Below are 25,682 nucleotides of genomic sequence, written 5' to 3'. Positions count from 1 at the left end.
AATACCGTTACACCTCAAGCTTTACGACTCCTTTGATATAGTTCGTATCACCGGCGAGAATACGTTTCATGAGAGCAGGATACTCGCTGAGTGATACGCAGTCTGTGATGAGGGGTTCGAGTTCGAAAATTCCATGCTTGATGGCTTCGATGGCAGGTGGAAAGGGATCTCTGATTTGGGCAGCGGGTGGAGTGCTGCAGATCTGGATACCTTTGAAATGGATTTGGGAGAGGTCGACCGTGGAGTGCGTAGACTTCACCCAACCGAAGTGGTTAACCAGCCCGTTTATTTTAACGATTTGGCAAGCGGTGTCGAAGCCTTGAGCAACTCCGGTGGTGTCGATCACGAGGTCGATTGAACGCTCGTAAAGGGCCTTGATGAGCGACTCCTGGTCCGCAGTTCCTAGAAGATGAGTTTCGCTGATGCCGAGCTCTTGCGCCTTTGCGAGACGATTTTCTGAGATATCGAGAGCGATGATTTCGGTGGCGACGGATTTTTTGAGACCTTGAAGGAAGAGAAGCCCCATGAAACCGCAGCCAAGCACGATGACTTTATCCGCGACTTTGATTTTGCTGTGATCGAGTCCGGTGACGACGCAGGAGACTGGCTCAACCAACCACTCCTGATCGGGAAAGGACACTTCAGGCAGAGGGTAGACATCCTCGACCTTGATGTTGCGACAGGTTGAGAAAGCTCCGGCGTGTGGAGCCGCGCTTTTGTCGCCACAGGCGATCTTTTGGCCTGGCTGGTATTGGGTGACGCCTTCGCCAACTACGGTGATGGTTGCCATGCCTTCGTGTCCTGGTGGGGCCATGACAGGCGCGTCCTTTCCGTACTTCGCGGTGGCGATGTCCCAACTGCAGATTCCGCAGTATCCTCCTTCAACTTGAACCTCGCCGGGACCGGGAGGTGGCATCTCTTGTTCGTACAGTTCGATGGAACCGTCGTCGAGGTAGCGTAGGGTGTGGTTTGTTTTCACTTTGCTGGGGTTTGGGGGAGTTAGGCTATTTTTCCGAACGGACGAGGACCATGACGCCCGGCCATTGGACTTCCATGCCGTGTACCATATTGCCGTCGTGTAGAGGTTCTTTGCCGGTGGTGATTGTGTTCTGACCTACTTTGAAGATGTCGAAATCGTAGAGACTGACGTTGTGAGCCATGTATTCGTAGCAGGGGCCGGTTTCTTCGGATACAAGCTGCCCGTTGAGGTAGATGCCATTGGCATAGCACGGACTCCAGCTAGTCCACAGCAGACGAGCGGCGGTGATGGTATCGGGCGAGGTGTTCAGGTCGAAATTGGCGGAGAACTCGTCCTCGCGGGTCACCCAGTTTTTCGGTTGATTGTAGGGTTTGCAGAGCTCGACGGAATAATTGCGGTCGAGGCGGAGGTCCTCGATGGCTTCGGTCATAGTAGTGACGCCTTGGTTGTCGGTGATGAGAGCGACTACCTTAATGCCTGAGTCTTGATCTGGCATCCAAGAGGTATCCCAAATCACTTCGTAAGGATAGTCGGCAGAGCGACCAATGTGATGTATAATACGTCCGCGAAAATAGAAGTAGTGCCAACGCTGATACAATCCATCTCCCTCCCAGTTGACGTCGTCGGAGTACGCGATGTAGTCGATGTGACGTATGTTGCCGCCGGCTTGATCGATCGCAAGTGGAGTCGTGTCAGCGAGGGTATCACCATCTTTGAGGGATGAGATGCGAGGGCGTAGTGACTTATCGTCGTCGCGATTGTAGTAGATGCGCAGTGTGGTGGCGTAGACTAGGTTTTGAGGCCAGTCCCAGCGTTGCTCGGGGTCTACTTCGAATTTGAACGTATTGCTTGTCCCTTCGGTTAGTTGGTCGAGTGGTATGGCTACAATTGGGTTCGTGTGGTGCATGTAGTCCGCCTCGGGGGCTGGGATACCTTCAGCCTCTGGGACCAGGTGAAAGGGGTGGCCGTTGAAGGAGACGCGGAGATTTTTGGTGTCTTCGTGTGAACCGATCTTTTCTACAAGTAGTTCGGCTCGAATGGCGTCTTTCAGGGAAACGTAGGTGTGGAGGGGAATGTATCCATCTATGTGACGATCGGCAGGGAAATGCCCTTCGTTGATTTTATAGTCGAGTCTCCCGCCGATACGCAGGAAGCGGCCTGCTTCGTGGTGAACCATTTCGGGCAGCCAATGGTGGTCTTTGAAAACGTCGCCAGGGACTGGCTGTGCCAGAGCGGTGTTCGTCCAGATGACAGGGAGGGTGACGAAGAGGAGGCGTTTTGATCTCACGGTATGAATGATCACTGGGTGTAAAGAACGAGGACACAAAGTGAGTTTGTGTTTAAGGAAGTGGGGTAACCGTCTCCGATCGTTGTCGAAGACGGTCGGGAGCAGGGCCTCTTTGTTAAGGGGTTTGGGTGAACGCTGGGAGCTTGACGATTTTTCCGCCTTGGAGGGCGGATTCGTGTGAGCAGAGACCGGTGCAGGTCCAGTTGGCGGATTGCACCGCGTTGGGGAAAGGATCTCGCTGTTCTAAAATTGCGGATACAAACTCGTGAGCGAGATGTGGATGGGAACCTCCGTGGCCGCCGCCTTGGGTGAAGCTGAGGTGGCTGCTCTCCTCCAGATCGTAGACGCCTTTTTGCGTGAAGGGTTGTATCTCTTCCGGAAGGAGATGAGCGTAGTCCGGTACTTCGATCTCGCTGGGAATCTCTGGCTCGGGACGTTTAGCGGTGTGGAGGACGTGAGCTTTGCCTTCGATGAGGGACCACTCGAACGACTGCTTGGAGCCGTAGACATCGATGCTTTCGCGGTATTGGCGAGCGGTGTCGAAAAGAGAACGGATAACGCGGGCGGAGAGGTCGCTATTGGCTACTTTGATGTGGGCGCTTTCGATGGCGAAGGGAGAGCCGTATTGGTTGACGAGCTCGTCTCGAATTCTGCCGGAGCCGAAGCAGGAGGCATATTCCGCCGTAGAGTCGGCGAGGGCGAGAATTGGGCCGACGCAGTGGGTGGCGTACCACATGGGAGGAAGTCCAGGCCAGTAGTTGGGCCAGCCATCCATGTCTTGTTGGTGACTCGCTTGCAGGTGTTGGAGTTTTCCGAGTTCGCCGGAATCGCGAAGGTGTTTGAGGTGAAGGTATTCGCGGGAGTAGACCACCGTTTCCATCATCATGTACTTGAGCCCCGTCTCCTCGACGAGTTTGACGATACGCTCGCAATCTTCGATGGAGGTCGCCATGGGCACGGTGCAAGCGACGTGTTTGCCCGCCTTGAGTGCTGCGATACTCTGTTCGGCGTGGTCGGGGATTGGGGTGTTGATGTGGACGGCGTCGATTTCCGGATCCGCGAGTAGCTCGTCGTAGGATGTATACGCTTTGGGGATACTAAAGCTCTCGCGGATGTTTTCCAGCGACTCCGGGTTACGTTGGCAAACGGCTACTAGCTCAACGTCGGGATGGGCTTGGTAGATGGGAATAAACTCGGCTCCGAAACCGAGACCGGCGAGGGCGATTCTTAGTTTTTGGCTCATGGGGTTAGGGATGGATAGATTTACTTGAGAAGCTCTTCGGCCCGTTCGCTGATCTTTTCGTGCTTCTTGCTTTCTACGAAACTCAGGGTAAAGGTCTGAGGAACGGTCTTCAGAAACTTTTCGAGTCCTTGTCTTCCAAATCCGAAAACGGTCATGGATTCCTGCATTTGGTAGAACGTGTCAGGCGAGTCGTCATCTGTATGGCTCACGAGCAGGAGGCTGCGGTCGACATCGGGATCACCAAATGCGATCCATTCTGGATTGGAGATGTCTCCCTTGTGCCCAGCGGTCATCGGCTGGGGTTCTTTTTGAGAACTGGTCATCCACCAGTCGTCGAGATCGAAGCTGCCTCCCGGGGTCCCTTCATAGAGAATCCAATAGGCTTTGTCTTCAGGCATCTGAGTCATAGTGAAGGTGGATCGGTCTCCGTAGAAATCATAGCGCCCCGCCCAGTGTCCGCTTTCGGATCGTACGGAGATGGATACATGATCACCTCGGTTTTCTAAGACCTCAGTTATGCAGGGGTCGGTCCCCGAGTTCATGGCGTGGAAGTAGGATCCCGCTTGTTGGTGGACAGCGTTTGGAAAGCCGCGATACTCGCCTTTGGCTCCCGAACCTTTTGTCGGCTCAAAGCCGAGCCAATCGTTTCCGCTGGTATCCAGAAGACTAGAGAGTCCACCACCGCTTTTTTCCAAGTAGTAGGTCGCGGTAGGGGTGGTGATCTTGAAACAGGCTAGATTGCCTGCTGACTCGTCGATCGCGTTTTCGTCGAGTTTTACGGAAAGGTGTTTGCGACCCAGTTCCAGTATCCACTCATCCATGATGGGGACGATTGGAGAGATTTGTTTGTAGAGTGAGGGCGAAGGCATTTTGAAGGGCGAGCTGTGTTGTCTGAGTCGCTCTATCAAAATGGATTTTTCGGGATAGCCAGGTTGGATGAGATTCTCCGCGTCAAAACCGTAGAGAGGGGTGGCGGCTTTGCTCCAGAGGAGGCCTTGTCCCCACACGTTGGTCTGGATTCGTGCGTCGAAGTTACTGCGTACATTGCCTTCCGGGTGATGGCAGGAAGCGCAGTTTGTGTGTAGGTAAGAGCGTACTTGATGTTCTATTGAGCTGTTGGGATCGCCAATGGCCGCGAAACTTGGGAGTCTCGGGATGAGCGCTTCTTCGATTCGAGTATCAAAAAGCCCGATATGATTCCAAGTACGTATCTGATTATCAGATACACCTGTTTGAGGGTAGGTGACCGGTGCGTTTAGCTGGGCGACACTGATGTCGTGGTAGTAGAACACGCGGGGGTTGTCGAAGGACAGATTGTCCATCGGCCCCGGAGTGATCCAGGAACGATCGCCCGCGGGCAGGCCTAGTTTGGCGGAGAGATCCTGCATGTTCATCGTTTCAGACAGACGAGCATCGCTTTGGTCCTCTTTCCATAAGTAGGTTACTGCTTGGTGAGTGTCGTTTTGGCCAACGCGGATGAGGCGAGTCTCCAGCCTGATTCGAGAGGCGTTGTTGGGTGTCAGGTCGAAGTGCTGGAGGATAAGGGAGCCGGGTGGAAGATTGGCCCGTCCTTGCTCGAGGAACTCGATGTGCTTGAAGTCCGGAACACTCAGCCAACGCTTTACGGAGACGTAGGGCTCCCAGACTGGGTTGGTCAAACGGTAAGGGATGAAGCCCTCGATTGGCTGGCTGGAGGCGAGGTCGGCAAATATTCCCAGCTCGGATAGGTTTTTGGGGAATGCTGCGATTTCGTCGGGGATGTACGCCTCTGCGTGTCGTGGACGTTTGTTCAAACCGTATGGGGTCTGTGAAGCGACACGGTAGTCCGCTCGAACGCTTTGCACGACGGAGCTACTCTCGTCGAGCGCCGCCACCACTAGGTATTGATCTTTGCTAATGTTGAGCCCGCCCTCGTAGAGAGGAGACCAGCGATCTGGAAGGGCGCCGCTCAGAGTGTAGCGGATCGTGATTTTGGGATCCCTCGCGAGAGAACCGGCAACATTCACTTGTATCGGTCCTGTATATACGCCTGAGGGTGGGGAAAGAGCGAGTTTAGGTTCGGATACGTCCTCTGTAGGGATGGAGGGTTTGTTGGCGTCTTGTTGTTTGCGCCAAAGGACAGCTTGTTCTTCCCCGACGTAGCTGATGCGGCGGAGCGATCCGGTGTGTGGTTGGAGTCGTCCGTCGTAGACCCATGCGTTACGGTTTAGGTAGTAGAGGTCGCCTTCAGGTCCCAGGTGAATGGCGACAGGACCAGCGAGTCCGGTTGCGAAGGTTTGGACATCTTCCGGGTTTTTAGGGTCGAGGGTGTTTACCCAGTTTGCCATGTAATCCATGAAGAAAAACTTACCGTGGTATTCTTCTGGATACGGAAGCTGGGAGCCCTCGTAGAATTCTCCTCCCACGATGGATTGGCCAATGGCGGGGGTGAAGGCATGGATGGGGGCGATTGATTCGAAGGTATCGGACTTGGTGGGGGGACCTTCTTCCTCTGGCCAGCCGTAGTTACCTCCCTTCACGATGACGTTGACTTCTTCGTACGCGGTTTGGCCAACGTCGGTTAGGTAGAGATCTCCGGTTGACTCCTCGAAAACGAGGCCAAATGGGTTGCGGATGCCAGTCGAGTAGATCGAACGGTAGACGCCTTCGAGCTGATCGTAGTAGGGATTGTCGCTTGGGATTGTACCGTCTTTGTTGATACGGAGAACTTTCCCGGCGATGGTTTCGAGTGACTGGGAAGGCCAGCTCGCAGTGTACTCGCCTGTCCCAATATAAAGTTTCCCGTCTGGCCCGAAGGCGAGGACGCCGCCTTGGTGACCCGCTGGCTTGAATCCGCCGTAGGCCAACTGGTCTTTGCCTTCGATAAGGACTTCCTCGCTTTCTCGGAGGGCACGGTTTCCGTCGATTTTGAAGCGACTGATTACTGTCTTCGGGAAGTCGACATTGGTAGCGTAGAAAACGTAGATCCAAGGCTCGTTTTCGAAATCGGGATCGATCGCAAGACCGATGATACCGCGTTCCCAGTAGTGGTCGACCTCGAGCTCCAGCAGTGGTTCTGGGAGCAGTTTCCCGTCTTGGTGGACGAGGATACGCCCCTTTTGCTCGCACAGCAGAATTCTACCGTCGGGAAGAAAAGAGAACGCGGTCGCAGCCGAAATCTCGGGGACCACGGTTTCTTCTATGAAACCTTCGGGGAGTTTGATGCCTCCGGAAAGAGAGAATGGGAGGGCGAGACCTGCGAGAAGGGCTGCGAGTCTTAGCTTGAGCATGCGATAGAGCTGGGGTCAGCCGTTTATGTTTTTGTAGACGAGACGCTTGAAATCGGCTCTCAAAGGGAGTTGGGCGAAGGGGAAAACCTGAGTCATCAAAATACCGATGAGCTCTTCCTTGGGATCGACCCAATAGTAGGTGTTGAAGATGCCGCCCCAGGAGATGGAACCGATGTTGGATGGATCGGTGCCTTCATCCTTTTCGGTTACGACTCCGAAGCCGTAACCATAGCCGCTGCCATGTCCCTCCAGGTAGATCGGAAAGTCGCCCGTGTGATTCTGGCACATCAGATCAATCGTATCCGGGGAAAGTATACGATGCCCTTCAAAGACTCCTTTGTTGAGCAGCATCTGGAGGAAACGGAAATAGTCGGCAGCAGTCGTGCAGAGTCCGCTGCCAGCCGAGTGATAGTTCGCGTTACCTTCTGTGATGTAGTCGCTGGAAAACTCTAGAAAATCACGTTGGGTTCCGGAGCCAGTTTCACGATTCAGGGGCGGAACTTTTTCGAGATTCTCGTCGGCATCGAAGGTATAGAGTTCCGTAAGGCGATTCGCTTTCTCTTGAGGGACTTCGAAATGGGTGTCGACCATGCCGAGCGGCGAGAGGATGTGCTCGTCGAAGTAGGCGTATAGCGATTGGCCGGAGACAATTTCAATAACACGGCCGAGTACATCGTAGCTGAGACTGTAGTCCCACATCTCTCCTGGCGTGAACTTGAGTGGGAGGGTGGCGAGTTGATCGATGCGTTGTTCCAGTGTGTCGCTGGTCGGCAGAAACAGACGGTTGAGCTCCTTTTCCTGGTATTTCGCATCCAGTTCCTCGGGGCCGAACCAGCCATAGGTGATGCCGGAGGTGTGAGTGAGCAGGTGGTGGATGGTAGGAGCGATAGGGGTAGGACTTGTACTCTCTTCTCCCGACTCGCTTACCGCGAAGATCTCGAGGCCGGTAAATGCGGGGATGATCTTGGCTAGCGGATCTTGCAGCGAGAGCTTGCCAGCCTCAACGAGCTGCATGACCGCTACTGCGGTTATGGCTTTGGTCATCGAAGCGCCGCGGTAGATCGTGGTTTCGGATGGGGGCTTGTTTAGTCCTTCCTGTACCTTGCCAGCTCCAAACGAATAGAGCGGACGTTTTTTTTTGGATACGAGCGCATAGAGGCTCGGAACCTCCCCCGCATCGATAGTGGATTTTAGGTAGTCGGTAAGCTTATCCATGCTCGCTTGATATGGATCTCCTCGTTAGACGGGCACTTTCTAGCGGTGGCTAGAGCTCGGTTACTTGGATGTTCCGGACTTCGATCTTCATCGGTGGGCCGGAATGAAGCTGGAAGCCGATGTGTCCCTCGGAGGAGGCCTCTTCCGAATCTGTGTCTATGGTTACGGAAAGGACTCGTCCATTGACGATGTGGGTCAGAGCATTGCCGGAAGCGATGATGGTGTACTTGTTCCATTCGCTGGGCATGAGAATTGAGGTGAGGTCTTCTGGGGTTCCGAGCGAGCCGTATTTGATAATCTGGGACTTTCCGTCGTCGCTGTCTTGCGGGCGAGTAACGACGAGTTCGCCGCGTTGGGCGATAAAACCGCGTCCGCCTTCCTCGTAGTTCATACCAGTGAAGCGGTCAAAGGGGGCTGGCTCGGAGTCGTTTTTGTGCCATTCTGCTTCGAAATCCGCCTGTGGTCCTTTCATTGAGAAACCGTCTAGAACTTGCGACCTGTACTGGACCCCCGAATTGAAGCCTTCTACCTTGTATTCAAATTCTAGTACGAAATCGGAAAAGGTAGAGGCAGTGTAGGCGAGGAAAGTGTTTGATTTGAGTGGATTCTCCTTTGTTGTTTGGCCAATTATCGAGTTGTTGGACACACTCCAGATTGCAGGGTCTCCCTTCCAATTGGTGAGATCAGTCCCGTTAAAGAGGCTCTTGGGGGCGGGAGAGGCCGCTAAGTTGAAAGTGCAAAGTAGGGTCAAAATAGCGAACGTGAAAGCTGTTCTTTTCATCAGTTTTTGTTGGGTTGTCGGCTTTTTAGAAAGGCTCGTGGTGGGCTTTTGAACGCTCGATGTACGGGTGCCCAAGCTGCCTTGTCAATGGCCCCAAACCGTCAAATTGTTGACCTGAATCGTCAGTTGAATCCCCGTCTCGCTGGGAGTGTTTAGGTCTGTTTGAACGGGAACAGTCGTTCGTTTTGTTGAGCAGGATCAGAGAGTGCTCTTGCTTGAACTGTATGTCTGAAGAGTGGTCCCTTGTGTCTATAGAGAGAGGTGGTGAAGGATGAGAGAACTGCAGCTTAGCATCAGCTCTGGCTCTTATCTCGAAAACGATCTTTGCCAGGTGGCAAGGGAAGCTCGATCGGAAGCGTCTTGGAGTAACACGAGGATATCTCTGGATGGGGAACGCTGGAACCTTTTCCCGGAGTCAGCGGAGGAAACCTATATCTCGCCTTCCAATAATGACTGCGGGCTGGTTCGCTCGCCTTTCATTTTGGAGGATTTGAAGGATGTTGTCGTCGATGGAGGCGGAGGCCTCTTGATGGTGAGGGGAACGCCGCTGGCTGGGAACGGTCGGGTTGGCGTTATTGATTCGCCTGTAGTTCCGTTTGTGATACGGAATTGCCAAAACGTGACGATCCGAAACCTATCGATCGATTGGCAAACTCCGGCAACGGTTCAAGGGCTATGCGTGGCTTCAGGTCGTGGGTATTTCGATGTGGCGCTGGAGACGGATCAGCGAGTTTGGTGTTGGAACGACATGATGTACCTTGAAGGCGAGGGGTGGACCTGGCCCGTGACCCGTTTGTTAGCGGTCGATGCTGAAACGGGTGCCACCTTGTCTGGTACGGGGGACAACATCGGTTTGGGATACGAGCAAGTTTGGCGGTACGAAATGGTAGAGGAGGGGATCGTTCGCGTAAAAGGGCCGGATTTGCCAGTGGATGTGCAAGGGGCGAAGATTCTCTTTTGGTGCAGCTTCCCAGATACTGGGGCGCGTCGCGCTCCTGCCATTTTTATTGAACGGTCCTCGAACGTCCGCGTAGAGGACGTGACTTTGCATTACTGTCGTGCGATGGGTGTGATCGCTCAGACCAGCAGCGACCTCTTTTTCGAGCGGCTGAACGTGCTGCCGAGTGGAAACCGAAAATTCTCCCTCGCAGCGGATGGAACCCATTTCGTGAATTGCAGAGGAAAGCTAGAGTTCACTGATTGCGTGATGCAGAACCAATTGGATGACGCGATCAACAGTCATGGTCTTTACTATCAGATCGTGCGAAAACTGGATGCGCGAACGCTTCGTGTCAGGACGGCTCACCCTCAGCACGTGGGAGTAGAGGGCTTTGTGGTAGGAGACTTAGTTCGACTTTGCAAAATGCCTTACATGGAGGAGATCGGAAAGCTGCGACTTAGTCGTATCCGGACATTGAATTCGGAGACGCAGGATTTTTGTTTCGATGAGGACCTACCGGAGGGGCTGGGCGAAGGCGATATGGTGGAGGACTTGGATGCCTCGCCGGAAATCGACATTCGCAACTGCACTTTCCGTTGGAACAGAGCTCGTGGAATCTTGATCAATGGCTCGAAGCCGATTCGGGTGCGTGATTGTGAGTTCGAGAGTGCTGGTTCGGCGATTATGATAGAGTCCTCGCCACTCTGGGCAGAGGCTGGACCCGTTTCTGACGTTAGGATCGAAAACAATAGCTTCCGTAACACGGCAAATTGTCCTATGTGGGGAGCAGCGGTGATAGAGGCGAAACCGACGTTTCGAGAAGGCGCTCCGGAGGGTTTGAAACCGTTTCATGGGAAACTCTGTGTGAAGGACAATCGATTCGAAAACTGCATGGGTAGCGAGCTGTCTGCGAGTTCCTTCGAATCCATTGAAAGCGACGTGTGATCAGTTGCGGCTGTCTTAGATTTTAATCAATTATACATGAGAAAAGTAGATTTGAATGGTGAGTGGACCCTCGCTCAAGTAGGTCGTTCGAAGGAGATTAAGGGGACTGTCCCTGGTTGCGTGCATGCGGACTTGATTGCTGCTGGCGAGATTGATGATCCTTACTATCGCGACAATGAAGACCACCTGCAGTGGATAGGAGAGGTGGATTGGGTCTACAGTCGAAGTTTTGAGGTTTCGAGTGAGATCGTGGAGTGCGACACCGTGCTGCTTGATTGTGAGGGTTTGGATACGTTTGCGGAGATTCGTCTCAATGGTGTCGAAATCGCAAAAACGGACAATATGTTCCGTCATTGGAAAGTAGATACGAAGAACGCGTTGAAGGCTGGCACGAATGACATCTCTATTATTTTTCGCTCAACCTACCCTTACATAAAACAAAAGCAGGAAGAGCACCCTCTTCATTGTGTTGGTAGAGGCGAAACTACGGTGGATGGCTCTAACTGGGTTCGAAAAGAGCAGTGCAACTACGGTTGGGACTGGGGACCTATCTTGGTTACTTGCGGTATTTGGCGGTCAATTAGTGTCCAAGCTTGGAGCCATGCTAAGATTGGCGATTTGAAGATCGAGCAATCGCACATTGATGATGGGAAGGTTCGAATGCTGTCGAAAGTGGGAGTGACTGATTTTGACGCAGGGAGTCCAGCGACGCTCGAATGCACCTTAAGCTACAACGGTGACGTTTTGAATACGAATGCAGTTCGCGTGGATGGCGACGAGCTTGAAGTCGATTTTGTGGTGGATCAACCGCAGCTTTGGTGGCCTGCAGGGACGGGGGCGCAGCCGCTCTATGACATTGAGGTCAAACTTCTGAGTTCGGATGGCGAGTGTCTCGATTCTCAGCGCAAGAGGATCGGCATTCGGAGATTGGAGCTAATTCGTGAAACGGACGAGTGGGGTGAGTCTTTTGTGTTTCGAGCGAATGGGCGCGACTTCTTCGCGAAGGGAGCGAACTGGATTCCAGCAGATACCTTTGATGCTCGTGTAACCTCGGAGCAACTACGAGACCTGCTTGTGAGTGCGGTCGACGCGAATATGAATTGCATTCGAGTTTGGGGTGGTGGCCTTTACGAGAGGGACGAATTCTATGACCTCTGTGATGAGCTTGGTTTGGTGGTTTGGCAGGATTTCATGTTCGCGTGTTCGGCCTATCCTGCGCACGAAAAGTCGTTTTTGGAGAATGTAAGACAAGAGGCGATTGATAACGTGAAGCGTTTACGCCACCACGCGTCTATCATTCTGTGGTGTGGTAATAATGAGCTCGAGCAGATCGATCCTGTCATTGGCGATGGGGAGAGGCAGATGCGTTGGCATCACTATAGTGAGCTTTTCGATAAGCTGCTTAAAGAGGTTGTGGACTCTTGTGATGGCGAGCGTACCTATTGGCCTTCGAGCGAGCATAGTCCGGTAGGCAACCGAGTGGGGTATGACGAGGATGGAAAGAAGTGCTCGCAAGATCCACGTTGGGGTGACGCTCACTTGTGGGATGTCTGGCATGGCCGAGAGCCGTTTGAATGGTACCGTGGAAGCTATCATCGCTTTTGCAGCGAATTCGGTTTCCAGAGTTTTCCGCATCCGGCGACGGTTGAATCGTATACGAAGGAGTCTGATCGGAACATTACGAGCTATGTGATGGAGCGACATCAGCGAAGCCCGATTGGAAATAGCGCGATCATCAATTACATGCTGGACTGGTTCAGGTTGCCAGTTGGTTACGAAAACACCGTATGGCTTTCGCAAATTCTGCAAGGGTTTGCGATCAAGTATGCGGTTGAGCATTGGCGGCGAAACATGCCGCGGTGCATGGGAGCCGTGTATTGGCAACTCAATGACTGTTGGCCGGTCGCTAGCTGGGCGTCCATCGACTCTCACTATCGCTGGAAGGCTCTTCACTATGCGGCTCGCAAGTTCTTTGCTCCGGTTCTGATTTCAGGAGTTGAGAAACCAGAGTCGAAGTCGGTTGAGATCCATCTCACGAGTGACGAAGTCGAGCAGCAAGAACTGAGAGTGGAGGCTTATTGGTGCTGTATGAACGGTGATGTGGAGTTGGTTTACAAGGAAACGGAGCGAACTCCTCGGAATGGATCGCGGAGGGTAACTGATTTGGATCTATCTGCTGTTCTGGAGCGTGATGGTCCAAGAGGAGGCCTGCTTTACCTGAAGGCCTTGTCGGGGGAAGAGGTGATAACTGACAACCTTGTCTATTTCGCGAAGCCTAAACACTTGGATTTCGGGAAACCTGAGATCACGACTGAGTTGAGCTCGAATGACGCTGGTGACTCGATCCTGACTGTTTCCACGGACAAACCGAGTTTCTGCGTGTGGCTGGGGATCGAGGGCGATCCTGACGTGCGTTGGAGCGACAATTTCTTTCCGTTGATGCCAGGGCATCCTGTTGTGGTTCGAATGGGCGAGAGCTCCAAGGTTGAGGATCTGAAAACGGCGATCGTTGTGAAGGATCTCACGGACACGCATTGAACGATTTCGTTGTTCCAGCTCCAAGCTTGGAGCTGGGGCATTGAGTGCGGGGGCGATTTAACGGGTCCGCTTCATCAAGGGTTGATGTCTTGGGCGCGTGAATCTAGGGTTCGAGGCATGCGAGTTTGCTATGCCTTTTTGCTTTGCTTGATTTTCGGGTCTTTGATCGAGGCCAAGGATTTGCCTGTGGGCTTGGAAGGCGAGCCGGTTGATGTATTTTCCGAGGAGGACAAGGATGTGGTGGTCCTCTTTTTTGTTGAGGATATCTGCCCGATTTCGAATCGATACATTCCCAAGATGAAGCGGCTTGGGGAGAGGTGGAGTGAGACTGCCCGGTTTTTAATGGTGTATCCGGGGGTGAATACAAAGGTAGAGAATGTGAAGGAGCACCGAACGGACTTTGAGATCGGCTTACCGTGTGTGATTGATCGAGATCACGTGCTCGTTGAAAAGGTCGATGCTAAGGTGACGCCCGAGTGCGCGGTTTTTGCTCGAGGGGAATCGGGTGCGTTTGAGATGGTCTATCGCGGTCGTATCGACAATCAGTACGTCGCTTTTGGAAAGTGGCGCAAGGAGGCGACGGTGCACGATCTGCGGGATACGCTGGGATTGATCGCGAAGGGGGAAGTGCCGGGGTTTCGTAGCGAAAAGGCGATCGGTTGCTATATCGATCGGGAGTAAGGGCGAACGCCGGGGAGCCTTATTTCTTTTGGCTGTAGCGTTCGAAGAAGCGTTTTTCGGATTCGGCGTCGCTGATTAGGATGAGCTCGGCTCCTGCAGGGATGGAGGCGTTTGGGTTTGGCGGCGCTTGGAGGCCGTCCTCGGTTTTGAGAGCGATGACGTTGCAGCCGGTGTTGGTGACTAGGTTCTCCTCCAAGAGCGTTTTACCAGAGAGTGCAGCAGGAGCTTCGACTTTGAAGATGTTGAGCCCTTCGGCGACCATAAGGACGTCGCTGTGTTTAAAGTAGTTGGAGAGGATGTTCGCTCCCATGGAGGCGTAGGAGAGGACAATGTCCGCACCCGCGCGATGGAGTTCGCCGATCGTCTCTGGCAATGTGGCGCGGCAGACGATTTGGATATCCGGGCGTAGCTTGCGGCAGAAGATGGTGAGGTAGGTTTCGAGGTCGTCGTTGTGGGAGGTGATGACGACGGTGCGGGCTTCGATAATGCCGGCTTTCTGGAGAACTTCAAAAGAGGAGGCGTCTCCTTGGATCGCTTTGCCGGCGAGGGGCTTGAGAACACGAGCGGATCGATCGATGACGCAGTAGTTTGCCCCTTCTGCGTCTAGGGTGCGGCAAACTGCAGCTCCGACGCGTCCCGCTCCGATGACAATGATGTGGCCCTGGTTGTGGTCGGATTTCCGATACGAGTTGTCGAAGGCTTCGAGCTGCTCTTTCGAACCTGCGAGCAGAAGAGCGGTGTTCTGTTTTATCAGTGAGTTCGGGCTAGCGAGCAGGAATTCGCCACGTTCCCAAAGTCCGATCACGTTGACCCCAATGGTGGCACGGAGGTTTGCTTCGGCGAGCGTTTTGCCTTCGAGGTTTGGGCAGTCTGCGAGCGCTTCAGCTATGAGAAGCTCGTCGAAGTGGGCAACCACGTGGGTGATGGAGTTGCCCCCGTGGGTACGGCGGGCGAGAGCTTCGCCTACGAGGGATGCGAGTTGGAAGGTCTTGTTGGCGCCGGAAAGGCGAATCACGTCGCTGGAGGATTTGGATTCCGCGGACGCGATGATGGGTATGTCTTTGCGGAAGGAGCGGACGGTAAAAGCGAGGCGGGAGTTTTCGAAGTCGTCTCCAGTTAGGGCGACCATGCCTGCGTGTTCGAGACGCAGGCGTTCGTAGGTGGCGGCTTGTCTTGGATCGCCCCAGAAGGCGTTGACGCCCATATCCGTGAGGCGGATACACTCGTCTTGTTCTGCGGTGAGCAGGGCGTAGTCGTGACCGTGGCGATCCAGTTTCTCGATCAGGGCGGCGGAGACGGCATCGTAGTGCAGCAGGATGACGTGGCCGGTGATGCTGCTGGAAACGCGTTCGCGTATGACGCGTTTGGCTCGGCTCTCAACCCAAGGCGCGTAGAAGAATTCGATCAGCGTAAAGGGGAGTAGGACCAGGAGGAAGATGACGCCTGTGATGAGGACGAAAATGCTGAAGAGACGCCCGAGATCGGAGTGGAAGGTGATGTCTCCGAAGCCCAAAGTCGACATCACAGTGAGGGACCAATAGAAGCCGGTGAGCCAAGAGTGGTCCTGGCCTTCCCAGGCCATAATGATGTGGAAGAGGACGCTGAAAACGCTCACTACGGCCGCGATAATGACGAGGAAGCGGACGAGCAGGCGTAGGTTTCGACGGCGTGATTCGGTCTCGCCTCGGAGAAAGGAGGCAACGCTGGAGGAAAAGAATTTCAAGGTCGTTGGGAAGTTTTCGGGGGGAGCTAGGGGGCTGGCTAATGAAACCGATAGGCGACTTTAGGCATATCGGTCTCTTTGGCCAGCTTTGACTCTGGTCTTGTACTTTCCAACGAGGAGGGGCGGAGTTAGGTTGGTGCGGCAACGACGGTACCGAGGAACGTATGTGACGACACTCGAGCGGAGCGAAGACACGTTGCCCTCCGGTTCTTAGACTCCGACGTTTGGAGCGATGCTGTTGAGGAGGTCTGTGAAGCTTTTGTAGGACTCGAGCTCGGAGCTGACTGCTTGGGCGGTTTGTGCGGTGCTCAGGCCGGTCGCTTTGGCTAGGAAGATGATGTAGCTGGCGACGCGTTTCGAGTAGGCCAAGCGTGCTTCATCGCTGATCGAGTAGAAGCGTTTGCGTTGCTGGTAGCCGGCCGGGCTGTGATCTCCGAGTGCGGACTTATCGGAAGAACCGTTAGCGGCGAGGACGTAGAGGAAGTTGTACTCGAAGAAGAGCATATGGTCCGGATCGGGCGAAAGGGTATCCAATACGGAACGACAAGATTCTGGCGAAGAGAAGAGGTCCTCGGTCGTTTGCTCGTCAGCTAGGCTGGTTTCTATAAACTCGCGAGCGGCAGCGCGTTCGGTTTCGTCTTCCGCGAAGGCTCCGGCGAGGGCGAGTTCCTTGGTGAACGCGTACCAATCTCGCCACAACTCTTGGTCGCTAGGGTCCGTCGATTGAGAGAGGGCGATCCCCATTTCATAGGTGTAACGGCCGCTGGTTTTGATCTCCAGGTTGGAGCCGGTGGCTTCTCCCATGATGCGATAGTTCTCCTCGGACTTTCCGGAGCCGGAGTGGAAGCCGATCGATACGCCGAACTGCTTGCAGATGGTCCACTGGATATCGATGAGCTCTCGAAGGCGTTGGTTGTCTGGGTAGGGCGCGTTTTTCTGGAATCCGAAAGCGGGGGCCACGAAGTTGATTGGCATCTCAAGCGCTTCGCAGAAAGAAAGCATGATAGCGGTTGTCTCACCAGTGGTAAGGCCCGGAAGCTCGTCGATTGAGAGCTCACGCAGGTAAGCTTGGCCTTCTGTAGTGGTGAAGTGCTTTGCGCGGATCGCGGCGTATTTCTCGTCGCGCTGCTTCATTTTCTGGATGGCGGGCCAAACGAGACAGCTTAGCTCTGCGAAGGCGTCTGGATTGAGACTGAGGCCAAGCGTTTCGACGCGAGTTCGCACCGTCTGGATGAGTTCGGAAGAGATGTTTGCCTGGATGTACTGGGAGCGAGCGGATTCGGAGTCAGGGACTTCCGTTATGGCGAGCTCGGGAGAGAGGTCGAAGGTGATATAGCTGGCGAATAGGCAGCCTTCTACGAGCAAGTCTTCCCGCTTGTCGAATTTTCCGCCAATGGGTTGGTGGTCGGCGTTGAAGCTCCAGGCGATGCGATTGAGATGGTAGCCCGTTTTGAGTTTGCTGAGGATTGAGCCGTGGCTCATGCCCTCGACGCTTTGGCCTTGATGGCCCTCAGGGACGTCGGTGCCGATGAAGGGGAAGGGGACGGTTTCCAGATTGTCCTCAAGCATGGCATCGACGTTATAAACCAACTCGCGCGGGATGCTGTTTTGGTTGGCGGTGAGTCCGATGCCGAGTTTGGCCATGGCCCATTCGACAGCGGGCCAATGGAGAGTGGTGAAGCGAGTGCCTATGCCGAGGGTCTTCTTGCCGAGATTTCCAGCAGTGCTTGGGAAAACGGTTGATTCTGGGTCCGCCTCCTGGAGACGGTTTTTGAGGAGGATCAGGTTTTCGAAACTGGCAGGAAAGTAGAGAGCGTCGTTGATGGGCGCCCCGTCTTGCAGGAAGTTGGCATTGCTGGAGCCGATCAACTTCCACGCATGATCGTGTTGGGTGTCTTTTACGAGGCTGAGTGTGGCTCCTTTTTCTAATTGGATTCGGCTGAGTTCGAACTCCTTGCAATTGCCTTTCGAGATCTCCTTTTGGCAGCGTTCCCAGTCTAGGCAGAAGTCCGGGCTGACGCAGGGATTGGTTTCCAGATCGAAGGAGTTTTGCAGGAGAAATTCGTTTATTGGCTTTGCCGTCATGTCGCTGAGGTTTGTTTTTGAAAACCAACTCAGCCTATCACGTGTTAGGCCTCAAGTGAAAACTGCTGTACACTAGCGTTGAAACATAACACTAATGGAGCGTTTTCCTTTTCGTCCGTTCTCCCTAGCGTCCCTATGACTGATGTTTCCTAATGCCTGAAGATACCAACACGCCCACTATCAAATCGATTGGCGACTTCGCCAAACACCTCGGATTGTCCCGCTGGACGGTGTCGCGTATCTTGAACGGACACAAGGGGTTCCACGAGGAGACTCTGAATCGGGTGCAGTCGGAGATGAAGCGACTGAATTTCCAACCGAACCTGATGGCGCGGAGTTTGCGTGGGGCGAAGACGGGGCTGGTGGGGGTGTGCATGCAGGGAATGGGCTCTCCGATTTTGGCCAGAAAGATTTCCAGCATCCAGGAATCGCTGCAAACACGTGGGTTGCGAGGCATGATTGAGATCACTTCGGGCGATGCGGAGGCGGAGCGTGACGTGATTAACCATTTTCTCTCCCTGAACGTGGATGGCATCATCATGGTCGGGTCGGTGTTGCGGGAGTCGGATCCCATTTTTGAGCGTATCCAGGAGGCTAAGGTTCTGTCGGTTTCGGTGGACCCGGCGAATCCGGTACCGATTCCTAGAGTGGAGGTAGACCGTCGGATGGGCATGGGGCTTTGTTTGCGTCACCTTCTACAGAAAGGGCATAAGCGGATTGTCTTGCTCGGGCTGGAGAGCGATCCGGTTTATGGGTCGAAGCGAATCGAGGGGCTGAAGGAAGCGTGTAAGACGCTCGAGATGTCTTGGGAGGAGACGTTTGTTTCGCTAGTGATCGATGGCGAGAAGGACTGGTCCTTCGATTATGGATACGCCTTGGCTCAAAACCTGTTGCAAATGGAGGATCCTCCGAGAGGGGTGATCGCTCTGAACGACGAAGTGGCGGTTGGGGCGATGCAGGCCATCAATGAATGGGGGTATGCGGTGCCGGGCGATTTTTCGGTGATCGGGTTCGACAATCTGGGTGTTGGGGAGTGGACGAAGCCGAAGCTCACCTCGGTCGCCCAAAATGTGGAAGAGTTGGTCGAAGCGTCGATCAGCGTATTTGAGCGTTCCAAGGAATTGGAGGAAGGGGAAGGGCCTCACGTTTCTCTCGTTCAACCGCGTATGATTGTGCGCGGCTCTTCGTAGCTCTCGTTAGTTGGGAGTTACCTGAATTTTGAAAAAGGCGCCAGCGTTTGACGCTGGGGAGGAGACGCTGAGGGATCTCATGCCCTGCGAGTCGGGTGGTGAGACGGAGGTGGTTTGCCATTCCTCCAAGTCGGAGGCCGCAAGGGCGCTGTAGGAAAGATCGCTTCGGCTACCTTTGAAGTGGGCAGTGATTCGATTGTCGCTGGTGTCGAACTGGAACTGAATCGCCTGGCTTGGCGGCGTGTCGAGTGCGTAGTGGATCAGAAGCGGATTCCCGGTCGGAGCGGTATCGGCAAGGTCGGATTGGTTTGGGTCGAGTTGGTTGTCCCACATCCATTGGCGTGCGTTGGCACTCATGCTAGCTGAGACGTTTCCTACGATGATGTAGCAACTGTCTGATTGACCGTTGTCGCTCTTCGCGGTGAGGAGGGCGACTCCCTCCGAGTGTGTAGTCACTGTTCCTGAAACATCGACAGTAGCGACGGAGGCGTTGTCGCTGCTCCAGACAATGCTGGTGTCGTCCGCAAGGGCAGGGCTAGCGAGAGCTGTTAGTTTTTCCTCACTCCCGTTTTGAGTGTGTAGTTGATTTGGGAATACTCTTATCTTTGAAATCGGGGATAGCGGACGCGATTGGATTTCTCCGTTCTTTGCATTGCAGGCTCCGATGTTGGGTGTGCCGCTGGAAAGATCGATTGGGTTGCCGTAAAAATCGACTTTTGGGTACGGGGTGAGGTCTTTGAACACACCGGTCCCAGCTCCAGGGATAGGGGGACCCAGTTGAGTTGTGCCCGCGTTGATGGCCGGGCTGCTCGCTTGAAGTTGGTAAGCGTATTTGTTGGTTTCACCTGGGCGATCGAAGATCGGGGTTCCTTCGATTGGGGCGGTATCCATATTCTGGAAGCGTGAATCGATGTTTCCAGAGAATAGGTTGTTTCGCATGAAGAGCTCGGTGCCGTTGTTCTCTACCACAACTTGCTTGCCACCAATGTCACCGCCTTCGGCGTGAAAGATGTTATTGTAGATGTACGTGTGTTTACCGTCGATATCGATGGCAGTGGAGAAGTCGCGATCCATGTACACAGTGTTGTTGTAGATATATGTGTGTTCGCAGCGATGTACCGTGTCTCCGGGACCCTTCTCGTTGATCCAGATCGTATGGTTTGAGTTTTTCCAATTTGGATTGTCACGCCAGCCGTCGTTGACGCTTACGTTGAAACGGTAGACCGAGTTCACATTGCCGCCAAGGATCTCAACGAAGCCGCCCTCGCAGTCTTCCATATAGTTGTACTGCACGAACGTATTCAGATTTTCGTGGTCGATGTGGATGCCATGGGAATCGAGGTAACCGCGGGTACTGATGCAACGATTGTATTGGATGACAGTGTTGATGCAGCGCCAGGTCCAGACGGAGCTGCCACGGTTGGGCATGCGTGAGTCGGCGTCGGAGCCAGGGCGGTAGAAAAGGTTGTTTTCGATAAGGCAGTTGTAGGTGCGGATAGGGAGCACGCAGGTTCCGCCTGTGTTTTGGAATTCGTTGTTGCGAACGATGATGTCTTTATTGCGGTTTAGCTCGTCGTTGCCGACTCCGTTGCTCGCTCCGCCATGTTTGATATGGATGCCGAGACGTTGGAGATCAGTGAAGAAGCAGTCTTCGACGAGGATGTTTCGGATTTGCTTTTCGTTTCCAGCGACTGCGTTCCAGGCGGTGAAGAAGCGGATGCCAGCGACTTCGAGACCGTTGAAAGCGTCTTCCCCCTCATCACGGAGAATTGGCTTGGGGGCGTAGACCTTGCGGACAGTCAGATTCCGGAAGGTGAAGTTTTCCATGATCCCGGCGCTGGTGTTGAGAATCTGGATGCCGTAGGCGTCGATGTCGTCGATGCCTGGGCGTGAGGAGAGGCGCTCGTTTTGGATTTCGAGAAATTCGAAAGTGATGTTGTCCTGATTTTCCACCAAGACGGCTTCTTGGTAATCGCCGCCTCCTGCCTCTCCGACTTGGCCTGTCAAGATCGGTAAATCACCCTCGCCGTAAGAGGAGATCACGATTGGTTCGAAAGCGGAGCCGGAGCCATTCACCGCAAAATGTCCGGCGAAAATGTCGCCTCGTTTGAAGAGAACCTCATCGCCCGGAGAAAGCTGGAGGGAGCTAGCCTTGGCCAGGCTTTGCATCGGGGCGTCGTACGTGCCCGGATTGTTGTCGTCGCCGGTTGACTCGCTAAAGTGATAGGTCGTGGCCTGAGTAAACGGGAGTCCTGAAGCGGCGATCAGAGCGATCGCTAGGTATCTGAATACGGGGATGGGAGATGACATGTTTGGGAGAGGGAATCCTAACATGTCGTTTGTTGATTATGGTATCAGATTTGTTTCAGCTGATAGGGATATCGTTTGATTTACGCTTTCATTACGGACTGATTCTCAAGTGACTTTGCCGAAGCGTTCACACGTTTGTGCAGGGTAACACAAAGTCGATGAACTAGCTGTCTTTCTCCCAGTTTCGACCAGGGCGTTGGTAGACGCTACTCGCTTGGTGTTCTGCTGCGTCTTTGGTGAACGATTCGCTTTGTGGATCCCAATAGATGGTCTTGTTCGCTCGCACTGCTATGTGGCCAAGGTGAAGCATGCTGGACAATCGATGCCCTGCTTCGGGATGATAGGTCGTTTGGCCGCGACTTATGACAGCGTCGATAAACTCCTTTTGTTCTCGTTCTGAGCGTGGCCAAAAATCGGGATGGTTACCGAGCTCCTTGTTGCGGAGGAGGGTGGGGTCGCTAGCGGTCAGTTCTCCATTCCAATTGGTGCATTGCACCCAGCCTTTGGTGCCCTCGATGCGGATCGAGATCTTGCGACCCGTGTCGCGGGCACGGATGGTTTTCCGGTTCGAGTAGCGGTACAGGATATCGAATCCGGATGGGACGTCGACGTAAGAGCCTTCCTTTCGTTCTCGGCTTGTGCCGAGGATTTCCGAAGGACCGCTATCTTCCATGCCGATGGCGACTTGGGCGGTGTCGCAGAGATGGGCACCCCAATCGGTGAGACTACCACCGCTGTAGTCCATGCGTTGGCGCCAGCGCATGCGTTCGGTTATGCTAGGTGTGTGCTCAACATAAGGCGCGGGGCCGAGCCATAGATTCCAGTCGAGATCGCTCGCGGCAGGACTAGGATTTTCGACCTGGTACTGCTTCATGAGGGGAAGGCAACATTCGACCGAGTGGACATCGCCAATGGCTCCGGTGCGGGCGATGCCGGCAAGCAGCCAGTACTTTACGTAGCTGCGGTCTTCGATGCCCCATTGGAAAACGCGACCGAGTCGCTTTGCCTCTTCGACCAACTCGCGGCCTTCGTAGAGGGTGAGACTCGGCTTTTCGCAGAGTACGTCCTTTCCGGCTCGCATCGCCATGAGCGACATGGGGACGTGCCAATGATCAGGGGTAGAAATGGATACAGCATCGATGTCCTTGCTTCCTAGGATCTCGCGAAAGTCTTGGTAGACTTTGCAGTCTTGATTGCCGTAGGTCTCGTCGACAATTGCTTTTGCTGCGTGTGCGGCACTGAGTTTACAGTCGCAGACGGCGACAACTTTCGCACTCGGGTGCTTGAGGATGCCGGCCATGTTTGACCTGGGTCCCTTGTGGTCCCATGCCTATGCAGCCAACCGTTATCTTCTTGGACGGTGCGGTTGAACCGAAAAGGGTGGAAGGAAGAACGAAAGGGGCTGCGGCAGCGAGGCCAGCGGTGGTGGTGCGATTAACGAATTGGCGGCGATTCATTTGAAGGATGAATTATGAGGTATGACTTGTTTGGGGGCACTAGAGTTCGCGTATCCAAATATTGCGGTACTGGACGGGACTGGAGTGGCCTTGGAAGTAAATCGGAAGCTTCGAGGGGTGAGCTTCGTAAGGACGGTAGTCCTTGTGTGTGGTTGGGCCGAGGATCTCGGTGTTGTTTTGGACAAGTACGCCGTTGTGGATAACGGTGATGCGTGCGGGGGAGACGAGTTTGTCTCCGTCGAAGACTGGGGCCTTAAACGCGATGTCGTAGCTCTGCCACTCGCCAGGTTTACGGCAAACGTTTACCAGTGGTGGAGTCTGGCCGTAGATGGCGGCAGCAGAGCCGTCGGCGTATATCTTGCACGAGTAGGAATCGTAGATCTGCACCTCGTATTTGCCCATAATGTAGATTCCGCTATTGCCCATGCTGCCAGTCTTCTTGGCGGCGATAGAGGGATCTGAGGGAGTACGCCATTCGAGGTGCATTTGGAAATCGCCAAAGGCTTGCTTTGTGGAGAGCCCTTTTTCTCCAGCAACGATGTTGCCATTCACAATGCTCCAGAGGTTGTCTTTGAATTGGTTGAGAGAATTGCCATCGAAGAGAACGATCGCGTCGGAAGGAGGCGGTGTGCTCTTGATTGTATCCGGAGGCTGGATGCGTGGTGGCTGCGGCCTATCGACCTGGTGCACGGTGAATTCAGATCCTGGAATCTGGGCAAGGTCCTTGTAGCCGGGAAACTCGTAGCTGTGGAAGCCTCCGTTGGCGTGGGATAGGGTGGTGCCGAGTAGGAACGTGAGTGTGGCTATCGGAATTCTCATGGTGTTAGGTTGAAGGATGGCGGGTCGGCGCGCCGCCCTACAGTTTGGGATAATGGGCTACGATTCTTTTTCCCAATCGCGAGCGGTTGGAAGGAAGCGCATTTGATTGGCTTCCTTGTCGTTTACGAATGCTTCTTTCTTGGGGTTCCATTTCAGTTTGCGTCCGAGCTGAATGGACATGACCCCCATGTGAAGCGTGGTGGACATATGGTGAAGATCTACAGCTGGGTAGCTTGTTTTGGAGCTACGAACTTTAAGATTGTCGATGAAGTTGCGCCATTCGTTTTTTGGAAGCGGCCAGTGCTTGCTCTCTCCTTTCGCGTATTTGGTGCGGAGAATCTGCTTGTCGCTCGCTTCGAGACCGGCCGTCCAGGTTCGGCGACGTACCCAACCTTTGGACCCCTGGAATTCTAGAAAACAGCTATCGGGATCCCAGATAAGGCCTTCTCCATTGCGGATATTCATCTCGACGCCGTTTCCGTATTTGTAGGTCAGGTCGTATTCCGTCGGGACGTTGGTCATTCTGTTTTGGGGAATGTAGCCAGTGCCTGATACCTCGATCGGGCAAACGTCTGGATCGTTCACACCGATTTGAGCTGTATCCGCAAGATGAGTACCGATGTCTAGGATCGTCCCTTTCGAATACATCGAGATTTGTCGCCATTGTCCTGCTCCTGCCCGGGTTTGGGAGTATTCGGTGAATGGGGCCGGTCCTTGCCAGAGATTCCAATCTAGATCTTCAGGAATTTGGCTCGGTTCTTCGAGGGCGTAGTCTCTGCCTTTAGGCATGATGACCTCCACTCGTTCGAGTTCGCCGATCGCTCCGTTCTTCACCCATTCGACCATTTTGTGGAAGTGGATCGTTGATCGGTCTTCGATACCCGCTTGGAAAACTCGATCTGACTTCGCGAATGCGTCCGTCAGAACGCGGCCTTCGTTGATGCTCTGGGTTGGCTTTTCGCAAAAAACGTCTTTGCCGGCTTCGAGCGCCATGAGCGACATCGGGACATGCCAATGATCGGGAGTGGAGATGACCACTGCGTCGATGGCTGGATCATTTATTATTTGGCGGAAATCTTGGTACGCCCGGCAATCGTTATTTTTGTAGCGCTCGTCAACCATTGCTTTGGCCCGGTGGGCCCGGCTAAGGAAGGCGTCACAGACGCTGAGAACCTGTGTATCCGGTAAGCCGAGGAATCCAGTCAGGTTGTTTTGAGTTCCTTGCCCGCCCATACCAATGAAACCGAGTGTGATTCGTTTGGATGGGGAGTTCGCTCCGAGCACGTAGGACGGAATGATACTCGGAAAAGCGAGTGCGGCGGCCGCGGTTCCGCTTCGCCTGATGAAAGATCTACGATTGAGGCTCATATGGTGGGTGGGGGTTAACAGCCGCTATTCTCTCATATTTCGTGTAATCGTTACTTGTAGATGCAGCTCAAAAATGTGTATATATGACGCATGAATGCGAAGGCCTTTAAGAAGGCGTTTTGGGATAAGGTAGGAAACTTCGATCAGATATTGCCTCTGCTGGACAGTTTGCATGATACAGCCTTCTTTTTCAAAGACTTAGAGTCGCGGCACACCATGAATAATCAGCGTGCGGTGGCGTCCGCTCGGGTGGCTTCGGAAGCGGAAACGATTGGTAAAGTTGGCGACGAATTTTGGTATTCGGACCGCGTGGCCCTTTATCGCAAGCAGGACCAGGAAGTAATGCGTACGGGCAAGGCGATTATTAACGCCATGTGCCCGACTCCAGAGATCGGCTCTAACACCGCTATCATCTACAGCAAGATTCCGCTCCGGGATAAGGAAGGGAAGATCGTGGGCTTGGCGGGTGTTTGGCGGGAGACGGATAGTATGAGTTCGATGCCGCACTCCTACAGCAAGCTAGCCGGCATCGCGGAGTATTTGCACAGTCAGTTTGCGGAACCTATCACGGTGGAGGAGCTCGCCGCTCGGGTGGGTTTGTCGCGGAGCCAATTCAATCGGCTCTTCCGCAAACTCTTTGGCCTAAGTCCCTACGATTATCTGAAGAGTCTGAGGATCAGTGCAGCGTCGAAGCTACTGCGGGAAACGGATCTGAAGACGACAGAGGTGGCTTTGCTGACTGGTTTCTACGATCACAGCCATTTCTCGAAAGTATTCAAAGATCTCATGGAGCTAACGCCCCGAGCGTACCGGAAGATGCACTCGGTGTGATTGGTTTTTCATTACGCTGG

The 25,682-nt window shown here is 53.9% G+C and carries 17 protein-coding genes; 5 read left to right on the top strand and 12 right to left on the bottom strand.

What is annotated here, in order from left to right; translation table 11 throughout:
• Positions 1 to 7: 7 nt before the first annotated feature.
• From JIN87_RS19535 to JIN87_RS19510, 6 genes are all read right to left on the bottom strand, one after another.
• Positions 8 to 979, bottom strand: a complete 972-nt coding sequence (locus JIN87_RS19535; protein WP_200357298.1) for a zinc-dependent alcohol dehydrogenase — start codon at positions 977 to 979, stop codon at positions 8 to 10.
• A 25-nt stretch (positions 980 to 1,004) separates the two neighbouring features.
• Positions 1,005 to 2,267 carry a hypothetical protein gene (locus JIN87_RS19530; protein ID WP_200357297.1) on the bottom strand — a complete coding sequence of 421 codons (1,263 nt, stop codon included), beginning with the start codon at positions 2,265 to 2,267 and terminating at the stop codon, positions 1,005 to 1,007.
• Between the two features lie 115 nt (positions 2,268 to 2,382).
• Complete coding sequence (locus JIN87_RS19525; protein ID WP_200357296.1) at positions 2,383 to 3,510, bottom strand: Gfo/Idh/MocA family protein; 1,128 nt, start codon at positions 3,508 to 3,510, stop codon at positions 2,383 to 2,385.
• Between the two features lie 20 nt (positions 3,511 to 3,530).
• A complete protein-coding gene (locus JIN87_RS19520; RefSeq protein WP_200357295.1) occupies positions 3,531 to 6,779 on the bottom strand; it encodes a PQQ-dependent sugar dehydrogenase in 3,249 nt (1,082 codons plus the stop codon).
• A 15-nt stretch (positions 6,780 to 6,794) separates the two neighbouring features.
• On the bottom strand, positions 6,795 to 7,994 hold the full coding sequence (locus JIN87_RS19515; RefSeq protein ID WP_200357294.1) for a serine hydrolase domain-containing protein: 1,200 nt from the start codon (positions 7,992 to 7,994) through the stop codon (positions 6,795 to 6,797).
• Between the two features lie 49 nt (positions 7,995 to 8,043).
• Complete coding sequence (locus JIN87_RS19510) at positions 8,044 to 8,775, bottom strand: 3-keto-disaccharide hydrolase (protein WP_200357293.1); 732 nt, start codon at positions 8,773 to 8,775, stop codon at positions 8,044 to 8,046.
• 271 nt (positions 8,776 to 9,046) lie between these two features.
• Here JIN87_RS19510 and JIN87_RS19505 point away from each other — a divergent pair, with 271 nt between their 5' ends.
• The 3 genes from JIN87_RS19505 (at position 9,047) to JIN87_RS19495 (ending at position 13,879) form a co-directional block, all read left to right on the top strand.
• Positions 9,047 to 10,660: a right-handed parallel beta-helix repeat-containing protein gene (locus JIN87_RS19505; protein ID WP_200357292.1), complete on the top strand. Its 1,614-nt coding sequence runs from the start codon at positions 9,047 to 9,049 to the stop codon at positions 10,658 to 10,660.
• Between the two features lie 36 nt (positions 10,661 to 10,696).
• Positions 10,697 to 13,198: a beta-mannosidase gene (locus tag JIN87_RS19500; protein WP_200357291.1), complete on the top strand. Its 2,502-nt coding sequence runs from the start codon at positions 10,697 to 10,699 to the stop codon at positions 13,196 to 13,198.
• Between the two features lie 117 nt (positions 13,199 to 13,315).
• Positions 13,316 to 13,879, top strand: coding sequence for a thioredoxin domain-containing protein (locus JIN87_RS19495; RefSeq protein WP_200357290.1), 564 nt, complete (start codon positions 13,316 to 13,318; stop codon positions 13,877 to 13,879).
• Between the two features lie 19 nt (positions 13,880 to 13,898).
• Here the strand turns inward: JIN87_RS19495 and JIN87_RS19490 are convergent, their stop codons facing one another.
• Both JIN87_RS19490 and JIN87_RS19485 read right to left on the bottom strand, forming a co-directional pair.
• The gene (locus JIN87_RS19490; protein ID WP_200357289.1) at positions 13,899 to 15,602 is read right to left on the bottom strand and encodes a potassium channel family protein; all 1,704 of its coding nucleotides are present in this window, start codon (positions 15,600 to 15,602) and stop codon (positions 13,899 to 13,901) included.
• Between the two features lie 210 nt (positions 15,603 to 15,812).
• Positions 15,813 to 17,687, bottom strand: a complete 1,875-nt coding sequence (locus JIN87_RS19485; RefSeq protein ID WP_200357288.1) for a tagaturonate epimerase family protein — start codon at positions 17,685 to 17,687, stop codon at positions 15,813 to 15,815.
• 152 nt (positions 17,688 to 17,839) lie between these two features.
• Between JIN87_RS19485 and JIN87_RS19480 the strand changes: the two genes are divergently transcribed.
• Positions 17,840 to 18,877, top strand: coding sequence for a LacI family DNA-binding transcriptional regulator (locus JIN87_RS19480; protein ID WP_200357287.1), 1,038 nt, complete (start codon positions 17,840 to 17,842; stop codon positions 18,875 to 18,877).
• Between the two features lie 6 nt (positions 18,878 to 18,883).
• On the opposite strand, the gene JIN87_RS19475 is transcribed toward JIN87_RS19480, so the two are convergent.
• The 4 genes from JIN87_RS19475 to JIN87_RS19460 form a co-directional block, all read right to left on the bottom strand.
• The gene (locus JIN87_RS19475; protein WP_200357286.1) at positions 18,884 to 21,187 is read right to left on the bottom strand and encodes an Ig-like domain-containing protein; all 2,304 of its coding nucleotides are present in this window, start codon (positions 21,185 to 21,187) and stop codon (positions 18,884 to 18,886) included.
• Positions 21,188 to 21,350: 163 nt separating this feature from the next.
• The gene (locus tag JIN87_RS19470) at positions 21,351 to 22,487 is read right to left on the bottom strand and encodes a Gfo/Idh/MocA family protein (RefSeq protein ID WP_200357285.1); all 1,137 of its coding nucleotides are present in this window, start codon (positions 22,485 to 22,487) and stop codon (positions 21,351 to 21,353) included.
• Positions 22,488 to 22,683: 196 nt separating this feature from the next.
• Positions 22,684 to 23,463 carry a 3-keto-disaccharide hydrolase gene (locus tag JIN87_RS19465; RefSeq protein WP_200357284.1) on the bottom strand — a complete coding sequence of 260 codons (780 nt, stop codon included), beginning with the start codon at positions 23,461 to 23,463 and terminating at the stop codon, positions 22,684 to 22,686.
• Positions 23,464 to 23,520: 57 nt separating this feature from the next.
• The gene (locus JIN87_RS19460) at positions 23,521 to 24,831 is read right to left on the bottom strand and encodes a Gfo/Idh/MocA family protein (protein WP_200357283.1); all 1,311 of its coding nucleotides are present in this window, start codon (positions 24,829 to 24,831) and stop codon (positions 23,521 to 23,523) included.
• A 90-nt stretch (positions 24,832 to 24,921) separates the two neighbouring features.
• Here JIN87_RS19460 and JIN87_RS19455 point away from each other — a divergent pair, with 90 nt between their 5' ends.
• Positions 24,922 to 25,662, top strand: a complete 741-nt coding sequence (locus JIN87_RS19455; RefSeq protein WP_200357282.1) for a helix-turn-helix domain-containing protein — start codon at positions 24,922 to 24,924, stop codon at positions 25,660 to 25,662.
• The last annotated feature ends 20 nt before the right edge of the window (positions 25,663 to 25,682 follow it).

The organism is Pelagicoccus mobilis, from assembly GCF_016595505.1.
In the GTDB taxonomy this organism is placed as follows: Bacteria; Verrucomicrobiota; Verrucomicrobiia; order Opitutales; family Opitutaceae; genus Pelagicoccus; species Pelagicoccus mobilis.
The sequence above is the reverse complement of the archived record's forward strand: the minus strand, read 5'-3'. Positions and strand labels throughout refer to the sequence as shown.